This is a genomic window from Bacillus sp. ISL-46, assembly GCF_018613205.1.
In genome coordinates, this window is sequence record NZ_JAGGQR010000016.1 from 25,672 (window position 1) to 43,541 (window position 17,870).

Below are 17,870 nucleotides of genomic sequence, written 5' to 3' on the forward strand. Positions count from 1 at the left end.
TTCATGCTAATTACTCCTATAAAAAGTGTCAATAATTTGACAACAATAGCTATACTTGAAAATTTAATAAAAAGCCTTCACTTTTTGTAAGTGAAGGCTATAAAATTTTACCCATGTCCCAATTGCGAATGATCAACCGGCATAGGAATGTAAGCCAGCAATAACGAGATTGACTGCAACAAGGTTAAACATAATTATTACAAAGCCGATTACTGCTAACCATGCAGATTTTTCGCCGTGCCACCCTTTTGAAAGACGAAGATGTAAAAATGCTGCATAGAATAGAAATGTTATTAATGCCCAAACTTCTTTTGGGTCCCATCCCCAAAATCGTGACCAAGCCATTTGTGCCCATATCATTGCAAAAATGAGTGCACCCAGAGTAAATACTGGGAAACCGATTAATACAGAGCGATAGCTAATTTCGTCAACAAAGTCTAATTTAATGTTTTTAACAAGCGGTTTTAGTGCTGCAGCAATTCGTTTTCGTAATATTAATCTAATTAAGCCATAAATAACGAGTCCCGCCATTAATGACCAAATTACTGTATTTAATTTTTTGGCATTAATAAATGCTGGTACCTCGAACAAAGGCTTAAATCCATCTTTTGTTAGTAAGTCTCCTTCATGCGGACCGGAAATGGCAGGCATCGTATATTCAACCACTGCCTCGTTATCGTGTTTATCAACCCAATTAAATTTCTCATGGTAACCCAACCCTGAAAATATCGAAGATACGGCAACGAAACCAAGTACGGCGACTAATGAAAACATGACCATTTCAAGCCAAAAGGTTCGTTTGTTGGATTTTGTTTGATCAATTGCCTTTACGAGATAAATAAGCCCTGCCGCAAAGCTAATCGATAGAATAGCTTCCCCCATCGCCGCAGTAGTTACGTGAATATGCAGCCAATAACTTTGTAATGCGGGTATTAATGGCGTAATATCCCTTGGAAACATACTTGCATAAGCGATAACCAATAGGGCGACAGGCATTGTAAATAATCCTAGTAAGGTTGTACGATAAATAAAATAAATGACAATAAATGCACCTACAAGCGCCATTCCGAAGAATGTCGTGAACTCAAACATGTTACTAACTGGGGCGTGCCCCGCAGCAATCCATCTAGTGATAAAGTAACCCAGTTGTGAAACAAAACCAACAATTGTTAACAGTACAGCAATCTTCCCCCATTTGTTGGTTGCTTCCTTTTCATTCGATGGCTTCTTTGATTTAATAGACCCTCCGAAAAACAGGGTTGCAATTAAATATAGTATAAAAGAAATAAATAATAAATTACTACTTATTGTTGCCAACTAGACACTCTCCTTATCCTTAGGTTTATCAGTATCTTCCCTTTGAACTTGATCGTCTGGCATTTCAAGTTTCGTATCTGTCAAAACTGTTTCAATTTCTTTTTTTAGTCCATACCAATTTTTGTTTGTATGAGCTGCAACCCAAATTTGTCCATTTTTATTTTGAATCCAAATTCGACGGTGGTTCCAATAGGCTCCTTGTATGACGCCAATCATAAATATGATTCCACCTAATATAATCGCCCATAATGTTGAATCCTTCCGAACAATAAATCCTGAAACATTCTTTGTTTCGATTCCTTTAAATGCCATTTTATATTGATTAGCCCCAAATGGCTCGATGGTTTGCTTGATGGCAACGAAACTTGTTTCCCCTTTTGGCTTTTCAGGGGATACCATCCGGAAGACAAAGGCAGGGTTGTTTGGAACTCGTGATTTTGTTGTTGGCTCCCCATTTTCCGCAAATTCGAAATCTGGAAAGTAGTTTAGAATTTCAACAGAATACCCATTACCAAGATCATACTTCATCTTCGGATCTGTAAGATCAATTTTAAGATCGTTAATGGCTTTTTTTGTATTTTTATTTGTTAATGAAAATGACATCGTATTGAGTTCATTTCGGAATGAAGCTTGGAAGACAGAATAACCTTCAAAGGTGAGAGGGAGATTTACTCTTACCTTATATTCTGTTACTTTCTTGAGCTTTGGTTTCTCGCCAGGTAGATTATTTCCAACACGCTTATAAAGAACAACATTCGATTGATAATTTTTCACAACATCTCCAGCCATATTAATAGCCTTTTCAAATGTTTTGTCTTTATTTTTATCATAGTGTTCTAAAATGAATTTGTTATTTTGGAGATAGAACTGTCCTTCTGTCTCAGGAACAAGAGCTGTTTCTCCCTCCCTGACCCAAAGGTTCTCATTTACATACATTCCAGGAATAAAGCGCAGCATCCCGCCGAGTAAGAAAATTATTAATCCAACATGGTTTACATACGGACCCCAGCGAGAAAAACGCCCTTTTTCAGCTAAGATATCTCCATTTTCTTCGCGGACATGGTAACGTCTTGCCTTTAAATGCTTCTTAATTATCGTAAGATCATTTTCATCTGCACTTTCGTTCACACCAAAAATGCGCTGACGTTTTAAAAAACCTTCGTGTCTTGTAACCCTTTGGGCCTTAAGGGCCTTATATAATGGCACCACCCGATCGAGACTACAAATGACCAAGGATATACCGATCATCGCAATTAATAATAAATACCACCAGGAACCATATAAATTATTAAAACCTAATTGGTAATATAATTTACCAACCCAACCATATTCTTGCTCGTAATAAACATCTGCAGGCAAGTCTATATACATTTCCTGCGGCAAAATCGTACCAAGTGATGAAGCAATTAAGGTAATAATAATCAGCCAAACGCCAACCTTTACTGATGAAAAAAAGTTCCATATTTTATCAATAAATGTTTTATTATATGTTTGTGAACGTCTTGCACTTCCTTCATAGCGCATATCGAGAAGTTCTGCAGGGTTAATTTTCTCATCCAGCACTTTTCCGCATGCCTCACATAAAACAGTTCCATGTGGATTTACATGCCCGCATTCACATTTAACATCTTTCATTGAAAAAACTCCCAACAACCTAAGGTTTTATTTTCTCCATAAATTCCCTAATTTTCTCTTCTGTTAACTCACCCGTATAATATTTAACGACCTTGCCATTCTTATCAATCAAAAATGTAGCTGGCAGCGGATCAATTCCATAAGTATTCATTACTTCCTTATCTGTATCAATCATAATCGGAAAATCCAGCTTAAGACGGTCAGCAAATTGATTAACTGCAAGTTTAGATTCTTGAATATCTACTGTTAAAACTTGTACCCCTTTGTCCTTATACTGATGATACTGATTATTAATATACGGCATTTCCTTTTTACAAGGCGGGCACCATGTTCCCCAGAAATTTAAGAAAACCCCTTGGCCGCGATAATCTGAAAGCCGATGTTTATTTCCTTGCATATCAACTAATGCAAAATCAGGAGCTAAGCTATCAACCGCCACTTTTTGTTTATTATCTTGTGTAAAATTAGCATATAGCGTATAAACAACGGCAGCCCCTAGTAAAAGTAGTATGATAGTTCTTACAACTAATCGCCGCTTTTTCAATTAATTCCCCTCCAGTAAATCACATGACACAGTTTGTCTAATTATAGCATTTTGCAACACAAAAACCGTGTAAATGAAGAATAGCATTTGTGACGGTTTTATGAATTTTTTTTGGTTGAGCCTAACCCCAGTGCCCTTAGCTGCTTTACTTCATGTGGGGTTAGCTCTCTTGCATCGCCCGTTTTTAAACCATTTAGTGTTAAGAAGGCATATCGTTCACGCTTTAATTTCAATACATCATGACCAATTGCTTCAAACATCCTTCTAACTTGACGATTTCTACCTTCATGGATGGTTATTTCAACAATGGCCGATTGTTTTTTATTATCTGCTGAAAGCAATTTCACTCTAGCTGGAGCTGTTTTTCCATCTTCTAGACGGATTCCTTTTTCAAGCTTCCTTAGGTTTTCCTTTGAGGGAATGCCTTTTATTTTTGCAACATAAACTTTGTCTATTTCACTTTTCGGATGCATGAGTAAATTAGCAAATTCTCCATCATTCGTTAACACTAATAATCCTGATGTATCATAATCAAGGCGGCCAACGGGATAAATCCTTTCTTTTAAATGCGGAAAGAAATCCGTCACTACCTTTCTACCCTTCTCGTCGTTCACACTTGAAATAACTCCTCTTGGTTTATATAAAAGGAAATAAACAGGTTCTTCTTTCTCAATCTGTATTTCATTTACCTCTACCTTATCAGATGAAGATACCTTGAGACCAAGCTCTGTAACAACCTTTCCGTTAACCTTTACACGCCCTTCTTTAATTAAATCCTCAGATTTCCTTCTTGAAGCAATGCCCGCTCGAGCAATTACTTTTTGCAATCTTTCCATTCATTCCACCTCGAATTTATCTGTATAAAAAATAAGATGGCTCCATAGAGCCATTGGTTTCCTTTTCAGAAATAGTAATTTCCTTATTACTAGGGTAACGAACACAGAAACCTATCCTAATGAATTATGACATAATTTCTTCACTTTTCAAAGTCACGGGTATTATTACAGAAAAATATTAAAATAGCATGTTCAAATTGAACATGCTCATTCATTTTATATTATTTTGTTCCAAAAAACATCGAAACTACTACAATTGCAGCGATAATTCCGACTACGTCGGCAAGTAGACCTACTTTTAGGGCATCCCCCATTTTTTTTATACCAACTGCGCCGAAATAGACGGTTAAAACATAAAAGGTTGTGTCTGTACTCCCTTGCAAAACAGAAGCCAGGCGGCCAATAAATGAGTCTGGCCCATAAACGCCAATTAAATCACTTGTCATTCCCAGTGCAGCATTTCCAGAAATAGGCCTGATAATCAATAATGGCACTATTTCCGCGGGTACTCCAATTGATTTCATCATCGGTCGAATCCAATTCATTAAAGCGTCTAATGCACCGGACGCTCGAAAAATTGAAATGGCCACAAGCATACCAACAAGGAAGGGGATAATTGAAAAGGCAATCTTAATGCCTTCTTTTCCACCTTCAACAAAACTTTCATAGGTTGGGACGCGTTTGAAGGTACCATATAATAGAATAAACCCAATTAGTAAGGGGATAAATGTTAACGAAATAACCGATATCATCTCCATGTTTTTTCATCCTTTTCTGCTTCTGCGATAATAGAAATAACGGTCAATTAAGATTGCACCTAACGCAGAGATAATGGTTGCTATAATCGTTGGAACGACTATCTCAGTAGGAGATGCAGAATGATAATTCATTCTAATCGCAATGACAGTTGTTGGAATAATGGTAATACTTGCAGTATTAATTGCTAAAAAGGTAACCATGGATCTGCTCGCTGAATCCTTTCCCCCATTTAACTTTTTTAGTTCTTCCATCGCTTTAATACCAAGAGGAGTGGCTGCATTTCCCAAACCGAACATATTAGAAATCATATTTGATAAAATATAGCCCATTGCTGGATGGCTTACAGGTACTTCAGGAAATAATCGTTTGACAAGCGGTCGAAAAAGTTTAGATAGACGTTCTAAAAGCCCGGACTCCTCCGCAATCCGCATCATTCCAAGCCAAAAGACGAGAACGCTGATAAGTCCAATACAAAGGGTCACCGCTTCTTTCGCCCCATCAAATATTGCTTTATTCACTTCAGCCATTGTCCCATTGAATAGCGCGAAAATAAACCCAACAACAGTCATAAACACCCAGATATAATTAACCATTGGACTTTACACCAATAAAGATAAGAAAAATTTCCTTTACAAAATCCAACAACCCTTTTTTCTGCTCGGGCACATTCTGATAGTAAATCGGAGTTTCTTGAACAACTCTTCCATCTAAGTAAACTGCTGCCTTTCCAACAATTTTTTCATTCTTCTTGTCATTATCAAATTTTTTGACAGGCTTATTCAACTTATATTTAATAGAAAATAAGTCCATTTCCTCGCTCGTTACAGGATAAACAATTGCTTTCTTTACGTATAAATGATTCTTATAATACTTATTTTTTACATCCTCAATTTTACCCTCAGGTAATACTTCAGCCATATCAAACCCTTTAAATCCACTCTCATACATGGAAATATGATCATTCCAATCGTCTGGTCCGTTCAAGGTTACTGCAATTAGGCTCATATCTCCTTTTGTTGCAGATGTTACCAATGTCCTTTTGGCTCGTTTGGTATAACCTGTTTTCCCACCGGTTGTATATTTATACTTTGTTAGCAAGCGGTTTTTATTTTTCCAGATACGGTCCCAATCTTCTGTGGGGTTTGGTGCTCTATATACCTTTGTACCAGAGATTTTCTTAAAGGTTTTATCCTGCATGGCATAGCGCATTAACACGGCCATGTCATAGGCTGTTGAGTAATGGTCTTCACGGTCATCAAGTCCATGTGGATTGGCAAAATGGGTATTTAACATCCCGATTTCCTTTGCCTTTAGATTCATTAAATAGGAAAATCCCTCTACACTTCCCCCAACATACTCGGCGATTGCTACAGCCGTGTCATTTCCGGACCTTAGCATCAACCCATATACTAGGTCCTTAAGCTTAATTTTTTCGCCTGGCTTTAAATAGACTGACGATCCTTCTGCACGAGTCGCTTGTTCGCTAACTTTTACATATTGATTCATTTTCCCCGATTCGATTGCTAGTTTCGCAGTCATTATCTTCGTTATACTTGCGATTCTCCTTTTTGTGTAGGCATCTTTCTCATAAAGGATACGACCTGATTTCTGCTCTATCAAAACCGCACTTGCTGCACTTACGGAAACTGAAGCATCCACCTTTTGAGGAATGTTAGCAATGAATATTGAGACTATGAGGGAAAACATAACTAGCTTCCAAATCATTCTCATTAGATTAACCTCGTCCCCTTGTAAAGTTATCTAGCTTCAGTGCCAAGGAAGGCACTGAAGCATTTCATTTTTCTTGTACAAGTTTATGCAGGACGAGGCTTGTTATGACAATTTGCTGAAGAAAAACAAAAGCAGACGACAATTTGCCGTCTGCTTATTGATTTTTTGATACCCTAAAATGCTGGCCATTTGATGTCCGCTGCTTTTTCAAACCGCATTTCTACATCATGCCAATTGACTAAGTTCCACCAATTGTCGACATAATCCGGCCTTTTGTTTTTATACTGAAGATAATAAGCATGCTCCCAAACATCTAATACTAAGAGTGGAATGGTATCCCACTGGGTCAATAGCATATGTCGTTCAGATTGCAGTATCTCTAAATGCCTTGCTCGTGGGGACCAAACTAATATGGCCCAGCCTACTCCTTCTACTTGCTTAGCCGCTTCAGAAAATTGCTTTTTAAACGCCGCAAAACTTCCAAAGTATTTCTCAATTTCACCTTTTAACAGTCCTTTTGGATGATCCCCGCCATTGGGGCTCATGTTTTTCCAAAAAATCGTATGAAGATAATGTCCAGACCCATGAAAGGCAAGCTCTCGTGACCAATGTTTAATTAATGAAAAATCGTTAGTTTCCCTTGCTTTTTTAAGATTAATTTCTGCTTTATTTAATCCATCAACATATGCTCGGTGATGCTTATCGTGATGAAGCTTCATGATTTCCTCTGAAATATATGGTTCCAGTGCATTATAGGGGTAGGGAAGGTCAGGGAGTGTATGGCCCCCAGCGGGTACAACTTTTTCTGCCACCCAAATGACTCCGCCTTCTTGTTTTCTTTTAAAATAATTTTCCATTTGCTCATGGATATGCTCAGCCTTCGCTTGAAGGGTTAGTAGCTCTTCATTTGATAATTGTCTGCCTGTGTTTTCAATTAATTCAGTGAAATTATCAAGATGTTCCCATAAATCAGAATTTCCTCCCTCCTTTTCTGATTGAAGAAACTGTTTCATTTGCTCATTCCACTCAAACAGTTCGTTTACATAACGACTAAAACGATCCATTCTATCCCTTCTTCCTGACAATAGGATGCTTTATAAGTAGCCTACCTAGATGGTATGAGGGTGAGAGCAAAAAAAGAACATGATAAAAGGCCGCCCTAATAATAGGACCGCCCTTTCAATGATAATCTTATTTTGATTGGATCATTTTTGTTCGATAATCTGTTTCATAATACTCAAGTTCTTCCCTAATCCTTTGAAACTCACCTTCTAAACTTTTGACCAACTGTACAATACTGTCAGAAATGTTTCGATAAAACTTGATAGAGTTTCTTCCCGTGTAAGCTGACCTGCTGTCTTCGTACCAGGCATCATTCTTCGGTGAGAAAAACTCTTCTATACATTGATGATAAATTTTATAAAGAGTTTTTTCTGCCGCTGCTTTTTGAAAAGGACTGCCTTGCAAAATTACGGAGCACACATCTAAACCTTCTTCACTATAAACAATTAATTTCCGCAAATTTGCAAAGATCAATTTATTATAATTACGATCTTCTTCATTTTCCAAGTCTAATTGCGAAATCGTTGCTTCATTTAAAAAATCCTCTAATGTTAAAATTGTCTTCCCTAAAAAATTCTTTACATCATTTAATTGTGTTTTTACCAATGTATTGCCCATTGTTAACCCCCTAAATTTTTTACTTCGTAAACATTACTTATTTTGGCTGCATAATGAACTCTAGCGGAGAACGAAGCTCATATTCTTTCTTTTGGTTAAGAGAAAGAAAAATTTCAGGTAATTTATTATAATTGATATCTTGAAAATAAGAAGCAAATTCCTGCTTTGAATTAATATAAAGTCGTTTTCGGCTGCGCAGGCCTGGATTTTTCAAGAGACATACAAGCGCTACGATGTCTTTAAACAAAACCTCATTGTTTTCCTGAACCATAATCGGGTCTTGCTTGTACGGAGTGAATTCATGGAAGAATTCATCGAAATACCTAACATATAAAACGTGCAGCGTTTTTTCCTCACCATCTTCAGAAAAAGTAACGATGCTTCTGTTAAAAAAGTCCTCAGAAGTATTTGATTGTTCCTTTTCTAATTCAAAGCCATTACACTTTTTAATTAACAAATTAATCCCACTCCTTGGCCAATGACAATATCACTTGTAAATCTTTTTAACATGTCGTGAAAGAATTGAATAATTAACCTACATTTATTTTATCATAAATTTAAGTAAGTATTGGAAAATTAAGAATTAATCGTCTCCTGAAATTTTTCAAAAAATAGATCTGCCTCTTCCTGAATAAATTCATCTTCCGCCTTTTCGGGAAGCTGGGGTAGTTCTTCAATACTTTTCAGACCAAAATAGTCCAGAAATTCTTTCGTTGTTCCATATAGGTAGGCTCTTCCTGTACCTTCTGCACGGCCAACTTCTTTTATTAACGCTTTTGCCATTAGTGTATGCAACGGTCTTTCTGTTTTCACACCGCGAATTTCCTCAATTTCAGCTCGAGTGATTGGCTGTTTATAGGCAATGATGGCCAATGTTTCTAGCGCTGCCTGTGACAATGTGGAAGTATGGGGGGAATCAACAAGTTTCTTTATATAAGTTGCATTTTCTTTCTTTGTTGCAAGTTGATAGGTACCAGCAAGCTGGACCATCATAATTCCCCTTTTGTTGTCCCGCTCATATTCTTTTTTCAGATCCTCAATGATTTCACTTGCCTTAAGTTCATTCACTTCTAGAACCTCTGCTAGCTGTTTCAGTGAAAGCCCTTCATCCCCTGCAGCAAACAAAAGGCTTTCTAGGATACTGTTCCAGTTAATGATTTCCAATCATTTCTGCCCCTTCCTTTACGGCTTTAACATAAATATCTCCAAAGTTCTCTTGTTGCTGGGCGTCAATCTCTTTTCGTTTAATAAGTTCCAAGACGGCCAAAAAGGTTACGACGATATGGTCCTTAGCCGGATAGGGAAATAATTCATTAAAGTTTTTTTGTCCTTTAAGCTGCTTAAGTTCCACCATAATTTCTGTCATTCTGGTTTCAATAGATATTTCCTGACGAGTAATCTTCGTTGCCATTGGGCGCTGAAGTTTCTTTCGTCGCATTAATTTTTGTAAAGCAGCCAGCATATCATACAGAGAAACATTTAACTCTTCTTTTTCCGGCTGTTTCTCTTTCGCAAACTCAGAAAGATCACTTGGCGGCTTTGTATACATGAGCCCTCGTTCCACTTCCATGAATTTTAAGTCATGGGCTGCTTCTTTATATTTTCGATACTCTATTAGACGCTCAACAAGTTCGTCTCTTGGATCTTCTTCGAATAACAAGTCAGGATCCTCTACATCGAGAACTTCTTCATGCTTTGGTAAAAGCATTTTACTCTTAATTACGAGCAACGTCGCAGCCATAACTAAAAACTCGCTTGCAACATCGAGCTTGAGCTCATTCATTGTCTTTATATACATTAAGTATTGCTCGGTTATTTCGGCAACCGGAATATCATATATATCAATTTCTAAACCATTAATTAAATGGAGCAGCAAATCTAATGGTCCTTCAAATGCATCAATTTTCACCTGGTATGGCATTATAACTCACCAAAATTCTTTAAAATAAGTTCGTTGATCATTCACTTCGACTATTAATAGTATAGAGGATTAAATAAGGTTATCCAATAGAAAAATCAACTTGGCGAGGGAATATTATCAAAACATGATGATTGCCCATAACAATGGACAAATATCCTACATATGATGACAAGGAAAAGAACAAAACATTTTTTAGGAGGTAATGAATATGTCTGACCACGGATTCGGATCCGGATTTGCGTTAATTGTAGTTCTATTTATCTTGTTAATTATCGTTGGTGCTTCCTGGGTCTATTAATTAAAAATTAGGAAGTGTACAGAATTAAACATATTACTGTGCACTCCGGCTGGCTACCAATATTAGTTAGAACTACTTGCCCGTCAATATTGACGGGCTTTTTTTATTGAAAAGTAAAATTCTAATATTTTAGAGGAACCATTTAACTGTGATAAACTATACTAAACATTTTGTAAGGGGGAGAATTGCTTGTACCCGAGCGAGTATATACATTTTTTAGCCCATTTTCATGGCGATCGTGATTATTTCGAGTGCCATGAACTACTTGAAGATTACTGGAAAAAGACCGATCCGAGAAACAAGGATTCCGTCTGGGTCGGTTTTATTTTATTGTCAGTATCTGCTTATCATCATCGTCGAAGTAATTTTAGCGGTGCTGAACGAACATTAAGAAAAGCAATAATGATACTTAAATTACAATCGGATTCGTTGACAAAACTCGGATTAAATAAAGTGGATTTTTACCACTTGTTAAATAGACAGATTTCTGCATTGCAAAAAGGAGACTCATATAGAAGCATTTCCTTACCCATTTGTGACCCCGACTTATTAGAATATGCGAAAAAAGCATGTGAACAAAGGGGGTTTATTTGGGGAAATGAAAGTGATCTTACAAATAGCTCCCTTGTCCACCGTCATAAATTACGTGACAGATCCAGTATAATAGAAGAAAGAAATCGGTCATTAAAGACGCGGAAAAGCAGCGAATAAATTTATTATTCGCTGCTTTTTTGAATGTAATCTAGCAAAAATCACATTTTTCGATAAAAGCTGCTGTATTTTCATTTGCAGTAATTTCTTTTTCTGCATACATTTCTTTCAGTGCTTTAACCATTTTTTTACCGATTCCCTGAAAACGATGCGAAGGATTCACGGAGATATGAAGGATTTCTATAGAATTGGTATCATCGTGGTTCAAGACACCCAAAAGCCCTATTATATCTTCTTCTTTCCAAAGAAAAAGCTGCAAATGCTCTTCTGTTTCATATTCCTTCATGGTTTGTTGGAGCTTTTTTAAGTCTTTTTCGCTGGGCATAAAGGATAATAAACCCATTGCAATTTTTTCGAATGTTTTTTTATAACGAATTAACATTTAGATCCCTCATTATATTAAATAAACCGATAAAATATTTGGTTTAACAATAGTATATTTTTACCAAGAAAATCAATATTAAACATTATTCATTATATGTAGTCGCAGATATTATGTTTCATTAATCACCATGATACATAATAAATGGTCAATCATCAATAAAATTATTCTTAGTGTCTGGGTCCAATAAAAATCCAATAAATAATTCCCCATAGAACGGACAAGCCAATAAGAATACTAAATAAAACCCAGTTAGTTCTCTTCATGAAAAAGCTTCCTCCAAAATAAGTTTTGAAGATGTTGTGCATGACTTCCATTCTACACTAAATTACAAAAATAATCTATTCTCCTTACATCTGCTTACAAATTTTGCTTTTTTTTATTAAGATTAACTATCTATGAAACTTCCGCGTGGATATTTACGTTATTATTATTGGATTCGGTTATATTAATTAATAAAAGAGTCTCAACAATTCTTTACTACCTTTTAGAGTTACGAGGAGGAAACTATGAAGAAAATTCTTATTTACTTATTGTTAAGTTTGCTACTTATCAATCCAGTTCGCACTTTTGCTGATATAGCTGAAGGGGACATGATTGTTACATTAGGTGAAAATTTAACAAATGAGCAAAAGAATACACTTTTAACGGAAATGGGTGCTCCAAATGATGTACAAATAGTAACTGTATCGAATCAGGAGGAACATCAATATTTAGGGAAATACGTATCAAAATCATTCATCGGCACAAAGGCCATATCATCATCAGCTATAACCATTCAACCTAAGGGGTCTGGGATTACCGTTGAAACAAAAAATATTAACTGGGTTACGGACGAGATGTATGTCAATGCCCTTATCACTGCGGGTGTTAAGGATGCAAAAATTTATATAACATCCCCGGTTACGGTTTCTGGAACAGCCGCGCTTACTGGTATCATAAAAGCCTATGAAATATCAGCTGATAAAACGATTCCTGAAGAAGTAAAACAAGCGGCAAACCAGGAAATGGTCGAAACCGCTAAACTAGGAGAATCCATTGGTGATAAGAACGCTGCTGCATTAATTGCGAAAGTGAAAGAAGAAATTGCTAAGAATAAACCAAAAAATGATGAAGAATTACAAAATATTATTAAACAAGCTGCAAATGAATTAAATGTTAAACTTACCGATGAAGAAATGAAACGATTAATGGACTTTTTTAATAAGCTCAAAGATTTAAACATTGATTGGAACCAAGTTAGCGACCAACTTAATAAAGCTAAAGATCGTATTTCTAAATTTCTTCAATCAGAAGAAGGACAAGGTTTCTTAGAAAAAATTAAACAATTTTTCAACTGGTTCTTTGATGCTATAAAATCCATATTTTCCTAATTAAACCAGAAAAAGCTGCCACTTCAAACGAAGTGACAGCTTTATATTTTTTATTTCAGCGGCAAATCATGGCGTAGTAAGTCTTCGTAGGTCTCTCTTTTTACTACAAGTGTTGCTGTTCCATTTTCTACAAAAACGACAGCCGGACGCGGGATTCGATTATAGTTATTTGACATTGAATAGCCGTAGGCACCCGTGCAAAAAACTGCGAGTATATCCTCTTCTCCAGTTTCTGGAAGCGGCAAATCCCAAATCAACATATCTCCAGATTCACAGCATTTCCCAGCGATTGAAACAGTTTTATTCGCTTTCGTTAATGGCTTATTTGCAAGAACAGCTTCATATTTCGCCTGATAGAGTGCAGGTCGAATATTGTCACTCATTCCGCCATCAACTGCTAAATACTTTCTAACACCAGGTACTTCTTTAGACGAACCCACTTTATAAAGGGTAATTCCAGCATCGCCAACAAGTGAACGACCTGGCTCTATCCAAATTTCCGGCATTTTTAAAGAGTAGCTCTCCGTTAACTTTTTTACTTCCCGTATAATTTCACTCACATATTGGAATGGTTGTAATGGTTCATCTTCTTTTGTATAGCGGATCCCGAAGCCCCCGCCCAAATTTAAAACCTTTGCTTCAAAGGAAAGTTCCTTTTTCCATGCTTCCATTTTTTCGACAATCTTTTTTGCAGCTAATAGAAAGCCGGTTGTTTCAAAAATTTGTGATCCAATATGGCAATGGAGTCCAAGTACCTCAAAGTTTTCAATTTCAAGCGCCATTTTTAATGCGTCTTCCGCTTGTCCATTTTGAAGATCAAATCCAAACTTCGAATCTTCCTGCCCAGTTAAAATGTAATCATGCGTATGGGCTTCGATTCCCGGAGTTACCCTTAGCAGGATATTTACATGGGCATTTTTTTCGATCGAAATTGCTTTCAATAGAGCAAGTTCCGAAAAATTATCCACAACAATACAGCCGATTTCCTGATCCAGTGCCATTTCTAACTCTTCTCTGCTTTTATTATTTCCATGAAAATGAATTCTCTCGACTGGGAATCCTGCAACCAAAGCAGTATACAATTCACCACCAGACACTACATCAAGTGATAAACCTTCTTCCTCGGCGAGCTGAATCATGGCAATGGTTGAAAAAGCTTTACTAGCATAGGCCACTTGCGCCTTAATATTTTGTTCTTCAAATGCCCGCTTAAAGGACCGTGCCCTCTCGCGCATTAATGCGACGTCATATACATAAAGGGGAGTTCCAAATTCTTTAGTCAACTCAACAGAATCAACTCCGCCAATTTCTAAATTTCCATTTTTATTTACCCCTGTTGTCCCGTAAAAATACATTCCCTTCCCTCTCTCTCAATCACTCACTATAGTTTATGCGGACAATCATAAAAGATAATAATAAATAGACAGAATCTGCAAAAGATACTGCCTATTTTCACACTTTATCCCTTTATTTAATTAAAATTACTTTAGCATAACTGCTAGAAAAGTGCAATTATTTCTCGTTCGCTTTAGGCGGCTGCCTGTATCGGTTTCTAGGATGTACAATACTAGGTCTGAGAATGGAGCCTGGTATTGCTCTGCGGACAATTATCTGCAAAAATCCTTTCGGTTCAAAAGGTAGGAATGGCCATAAATAAGGTGTATTAAGGGCACGTATATTAACAAGGCAAAGAAAGAATACCGTCGCCCCAATGATAAATCCAGGCAAATGGAAGAGTGACACAAGAATCAACAGTGTTAATCGACCGATTTTGTTTGCTACGCTCAACTCATAACTAGGTGTTGTAAAAGAGCCAATCCCCGAAACGGCGACGTACAAGATTACCTCTGGAACAAATAGACCTACACTAATAGCAATTTGCCCAATCAATATTGATGCGATTAAGCCCATTGCTGTAGAAAGCGGTGTTGGTGTATGAATAGCCGCTAATCGTAAAAATTCAATCCCAAAATCCGCCAAAAATATTTGAACGATAATTGGAATATTGGTCTGTTCATTCGGTCCTATAAATGAGAGTTTTTCAGGTAATAATGAAGGTTCTAATACGAATAACAACCAAAACGGGAGTAGAAAAATAGATGTCCAAACACCTAAAAAACGCATCCAGCGCATAAAGGTTCCCATTGCCGGTGATTCCCGGAACTCCTCAGCATGCTGTAAATGATGAAAAAATGTAGTAGGGGCGATAATAACACTTGGTGAGGTGTCGACATAAATAACAACATGCCCTTCAAGAATATGTGTAGCTGCAATATCAGCACGCTCCGTATATCTTACCAGTGGAAATGGATTCCAACCCTGTTTCAAGATAAATTCTTCGATTGTTTTATCAGCCATTGGAATTCCGTCTGTTTCAATTGCTTTTATTTCTTTACGAATAATATTTATCATATCTGGATCTGCAACATCTTCTAAGTAACCTAATGCCACATCTGACTTTGACCGTTCGCCTACCTTTAGCATTTCGAAGCGCAGTCGTTCATCTCGAATTCTTCGTCTTGTTAAAGCTGTATTCAAAATAATGTTTTCAACAAATCCATCACGTGATCCTCTAACTACCTTTTCTGTATCGGGCTCTTGAGGTTGCCTGCCTGGATAGCTTCTAACATCAATGGCAAAAGCAGTATTTTCCCCTTCCATTACAACAACAATCAATCCAGATAAAACCTTGTCGACAATGATATCCAGCTGGTTAATCTGTTCAACAGATTGATTAACTAGTCTATTTTCAACAATCTTAAAGAGGTCTGTCGATAATTTTTCATGATAATTGATTTCTACTAATTCTTTAATCAATTGAATAATGTAAATGGTATCACATAACCCATTAACATAGTAAATATGGACGTCTTTTTTGAGGACTTTTAATTTCCTTACTCCAAAATCAAAGCTTACCCCAAGGCCCACCCGCTGTTTCATATAATTTTCTATTTCATTTACCGATTCCGGGATTGGCCATTTTTGTTCGTTACTTCTTGACATGAAAGCCACTCCTTTCAAGTATAAGCTCCACTGCTTTTTTCGTTATCGGGGAACCCTGCTTGTAGGAGTCACGTCTTGCCATTTTTCCAACATCCCCAACGCCTATGATGATAGGTACCTTCAATTCATCGAGGCAGTAAACAGTGTCACCATTTATTCTCCCGATTTCAAGCTCTGGTATACCAAATTTATCTACCCCATATGGTGTTAAATTCCCATCACGATCGATGCTTACGTCCACCCTGGCCCATTCTTCATGTCTTGATTTTGCTGCGACAGCAATGATGCCCAGAACTTCAATTTCTTTATGTTGAGCAACAAATTTCAATGCATTTTCACCTGCGCCTTCTCCAACTATGCCACTATCATCAAACATCACTAATACAGGATCGTGAGGAGTCTTTTTTATTAACTCGACTAATTCAAGTCCAGTTAATGTTGACGGATTTCCTTGGGAACTGGAAATACACCTGCCGCCAATTTCTCTAGCAACATGCTCTACAGCCCTTTTTGCATATTCGTCACCATCAGTTATTAAAATAACACGCCTCCGAATGCTCATTCTGTGATGTCCTTTCATCAGAAAAGCGTAAGCGCCTGATAAGCACTAGTGCTAGACTGTTTTCAAAAGTTTTAATGATGAACAAAATAAACCCATTGGAAGATAGATCCAAAAATCTTCCCTAATACGATGGCCATAATTAATATGGCAATTTCTCCATCTAATCGGATTCTTTTGGCGAGAATGGGGAAGACATTTAATACCTCTGTAAGAGCGGCAGCCAACATTCCATAAAAAGTCCCACCGGTCATTCCTAGAAAAATTAATGGGAAGGAAGGGATGTTTAAAATAGGGTCCCTTAGGCTCGCTCCTACCCCCGTGAGTGCTCCTAAGACTACTGCCCATTCATAGTGTTGAATCATTTTCATTGTTTTACTAAGTTGTGTTAGTCTCGGGATAACTCCGAGCACCGTAAGAAAAGCTACAAAACCAGAACCTACTGCCAGTCCGCTTGCTACACCTAAAAAGATAATCGCTAAAATACTAATCATCATTGATTTTTTTTATACTTTCTTTATTTTCATGGATAATTACGTAATTATCTAAATCCATTTGGTAATTAAACATTTCTACTTCTAGAGGACTGGGTTCTTCATTAATACGTTTCTTAAAAACATGATTAAAAAATAGTATCATTCCTAAGCCTAAACCAATAGAATAGGGGATTTGAAACAGTAATGGTTTTGTTTCTTTTTTTCCAGTAATGATGGTATATATTTTTTCTTGGACACTCTTCATACTTACATCATCATGAAAATTCATGATCGCCATGGCTGAACCAAAAAATAAGAGAAACCATATTAAAAGAAAATAGGGAATGGAAACTCCCTTTTTCTTATACGTGACTTCAATGATGGTTTGCGCAGGACCAATGGTTTGAACTTCCATTTCTCCAAATTCTCTTTTTAATATGTGGATTACTTTCATGACATCTATGATGACTATATTCTGGTCCGCATCTGTTAATTGATGGATCATCATAGTTTGTAAATGTGAAAGAACTTCATCCGGGGCAATGACTTGGGCAATATCCTTTAACAATACTTTTTCTTCAGGCGGTGTTTGGACACGATTCCGCATGCGGATGTATATTGTTTCTTCCAAAACATTCACTTCCC

At 36.9% G+C, this 17,870-nt stretch carries 21 protein-coding genes; 3 read left to right on the forward strand and 18 right to left on the reverse strand.

The window, feature by feature from the left end; genetic code table 11:
* Positions 1–132: 132 nt before the first annotated feature.
* The 12 genes from ccsB to J7E67_RS11425 form a co-directional block, all read right to left on the reverse strand.
* Positions 133–1,317 (reverse strand): c-type cytochrome biogenesis protein CcsB, encoded by a 1,185-nt coding sequence (gene ccsB, locus J7E67_RS11370; RefSeq protein WP_214718949.1) that lies wholly within the window; start codon positions 1,315–1,317, stop codon positions 133–135.
* Positions 1,318–2,952, reverse strand: a complete 1,635-nt coding sequence (gene resB / locus J7E67_RS11375) for a cytochrome c biogenesis protein ResB (RefSeq protein WP_214718948.1) — start codon at positions 2,950–2,952, stop codon at positions 1,318–1,320. It abuts the gene before it with no gap.
* 19 nt (positions 2,953–2,971) lie between these two features.
* The gene (resA, locus tag J7E67_RS11380; protein WP_214718946.1) at positions 2,972–3,496 is read right to left on the reverse strand and encodes a thiol-disulfide oxidoreductase ResA; all 525 of its coding nucleotides are present in this window, start codon (positions 3,494–3,496) and stop codon (positions 2,972–2,974) included.
* 98 nt (positions 3,497–3,594) lie between these two features.
* Entirely contained in the window at positions 3,595–4,332 is a 738-nt protein-coding gene (rluB, locus tag J7E67_RS11385) for a 23S rRNA pseudouridine(2605) synthase RluB (protein WP_088088839.1), read from the reverse strand.
* Between the two features lie 221 nt (positions 4,333–4,553).
* On the reverse strand, positions 4,554–5,090 hold the full coding sequence (locus J7E67_RS11390) for a spore maturation protein (RefSeq protein WP_088088841.1): 537 nt from the start codon (positions 5,088–5,090) through the stop codon (positions 4,554–4,556).
* Between the two features lie 6 nt (positions 5,091–5,096).
* Positions 5,097–5,684, reverse strand: coding sequence for a nucleoside recognition domain-containing protein (locus tag J7E67_RS11395; protein ID WP_214718944.1), 588 nt, complete (start codon positions 5,682–5,684; stop codon positions 5,097–5,099).
* A complete protein-coding gene (locus tag J7E67_RS11400) occupies positions 5,677–6,822 on the reverse strand; it encodes a D-alanyl-D-alanine carboxypeptidase family protein (RefSeq protein WP_214718942.1) in 1,146 nt (381 codons plus the stop codon). The genes J7E67_RS11395 and J7E67_RS11400 overlap by 8 nt, the downstream gene beginning before the upstream one ends.
* Positions 6,823–6,995: 173 nt before the next feature.
* Positions 6,996–7,886 carry a superoxide dismutase gene (locus J7E67_RS11405; RefSeq protein WP_214718941.1) on the reverse strand — a complete coding sequence of 297 codons (891 nt, stop codon included), beginning with the start codon at positions 7,884–7,886 and terminating at the stop codon, positions 6,996–6,998.
* A gap of 127 nt (positions 7,887–8,013) precedes the next feature.
* Entirely contained in the window at positions 8,014–8,502 is a 489-nt protein-coding gene (locus J7E67_RS11410; RefSeq protein WP_214718940.1) for a YpuI family protein, read from the reverse strand.
* Positions 8,503–8,539: 37 nt separating this feature from the next.
* Positions 8,540–8,959 (reverse strand): hypothetical protein, encoded by a 420-nt coding sequence (locus J7E67_RS11415; protein ID WP_214718938.1) that lies wholly within the window; start codon positions 8,957–8,959, stop codon positions 8,540–8,542.
* A gap of 119 nt (positions 8,960–9,078) precedes the next feature.
* On the reverse strand, positions 9,079–9,666 hold the full coding sequence (gene scpB, locus J7E67_RS11420; protein WP_214718937.1) for an SMC-Scp complex subunit ScpB: 588 nt from the start codon (positions 9,664–9,666) through the stop codon (positions 9,079–9,081).
* A complete protein-coding gene (locus tag J7E67_RS11425; protein WP_214718936.1) occupies positions 9,653–10,423 on the reverse strand; it encodes a segregation/condensation protein A in 771 nt (256 codons plus the stop codon). Before J7E67_RS11425 ends, scpB begins: the two co-directional genes overlap by 14 nt.
* A gap of 202 nt (positions 10,424–10,625) precedes the next feature.
* On the opposite strand from J7E67_RS11425, the gene J7E67_RS11430 reads away from it, so the two are divergent.
* On the forward strand, positions 10,626–10,721 hold the full coding sequence (locus J7E67_RS11430; protein WP_251026711.1) for a YjcZ family sporulation protein: 96 nt from the start codon (positions 10,626–10,628) through the stop codon (positions 10,719–10,721).
* Positions 10,722–10,910: 189 nt separating this feature from the next.
* Complete coding sequence (locus tag J7E67_RS11435; protein ID WP_214718932.1) at positions 10,911–11,432, forward strand: DUF309 domain-containing protein; 522 nt, start codon at positions 10,911–10,913, stop codon at positions 11,430–11,432.
* Positions 11,433–11,463: 31 nt separating this feature from the next.
* Here J7E67_RS11435 and J7E67_RS11440 read toward each other — a convergent pair whose 3' ends face one another.
* Positions 11,464–11,814: a GNAT family N-acetyltransferase gene (locus J7E67_RS11440; protein ID WP_214718931.1), complete on the reverse strand. Its 351-nt coding sequence runs from the start codon at positions 11,812–11,814 to the stop codon at positions 11,464–11,466.
* A gap of 509 nt (positions 11,815–12,323) precedes the next feature.
* Here J7E67_RS11440 and J7E67_RS11445 point away from each other — a divergent pair.
* On the forward strand, positions 12,324–13,187 hold the full coding sequence (locus J7E67_RS11445; protein WP_214718930.1) for a DUF1002 domain-containing protein: 864 nt from the start codon (positions 12,324–12,326) through the stop codon (positions 13,185–13,187).
* Between the two features lie 50 nt (positions 13,188–13,237).
* Here the strand turns inward: J7E67_RS11445 and lysA are convergent, their stop codons facing one another.
* The 5 genes from lysA to J7E67_RS11470 all read right to left on the reverse strand — a co-directional run bounded on the left by lysA (position 13,238) and on the right by J7E67_RS11470 (position 17,856).
* The gene (gene lysA / locus J7E67_RS11450) at positions 13,238–14,542 is read right to left on the reverse strand and encodes a diaminopimelate decarboxylase (RefSeq protein ID WP_214731980.1); all 1,305 of its coding nucleotides are present in this window, start codon (positions 14,540–14,542) and stop codon (positions 13,238–13,240) included.
* 157 nt (positions 14,543–14,699) lie between these two features.
* Positions 14,700–16,190 (reverse strand): spore germination protein, encoded by a 1,491-nt coding sequence (locus J7E67_RS11455; RefSeq protein ID WP_214718921.1) that lies wholly within the window; start codon positions 16,188–16,190, stop codon positions 14,700–14,702.
* Positions 16,177–16,746 carry a stage V sporulation protein SpoVABEA gene (spoVAEA, locus tag J7E67_RS11460; protein WP_308160837.1) on the reverse strand — a complete coding sequence of 190 codons (570 nt, stop codon included), beginning with the start codon at positions 16,744–16,746 and terminating at the stop codon, positions 16,177–16,179. Before spoVAEA ends, J7E67_RS11455 begins: the two co-directional genes overlap by 14 nt.
* Positions 16,747–16,823: 77 nt before the next feature.
* The gene (locus J7E67_RS11465) at positions 16,824–17,246 is read right to left on the reverse strand and encodes a stage V sporulation protein AB (protein WP_214718918.1); all 423 of its coding nucleotides are present in this window, start codon (positions 17,244–17,246) and stop codon (positions 16,824–16,826) included.
* Complete coding sequence (locus J7E67_RS11470) at positions 17,236–17,856, reverse strand: stage V sporulation protein AA (RefSeq protein WP_214718916.1); 621 nt, start codon at positions 17,854–17,856, stop codon at positions 17,236–17,238. The genes J7E67_RS11465 and J7E67_RS11470 overlap by 11 nt, the downstream gene beginning before the upstream one ends.
* Between the last annotated feature and the right edge of the window lie 14 nt (positions 17,857–17,870).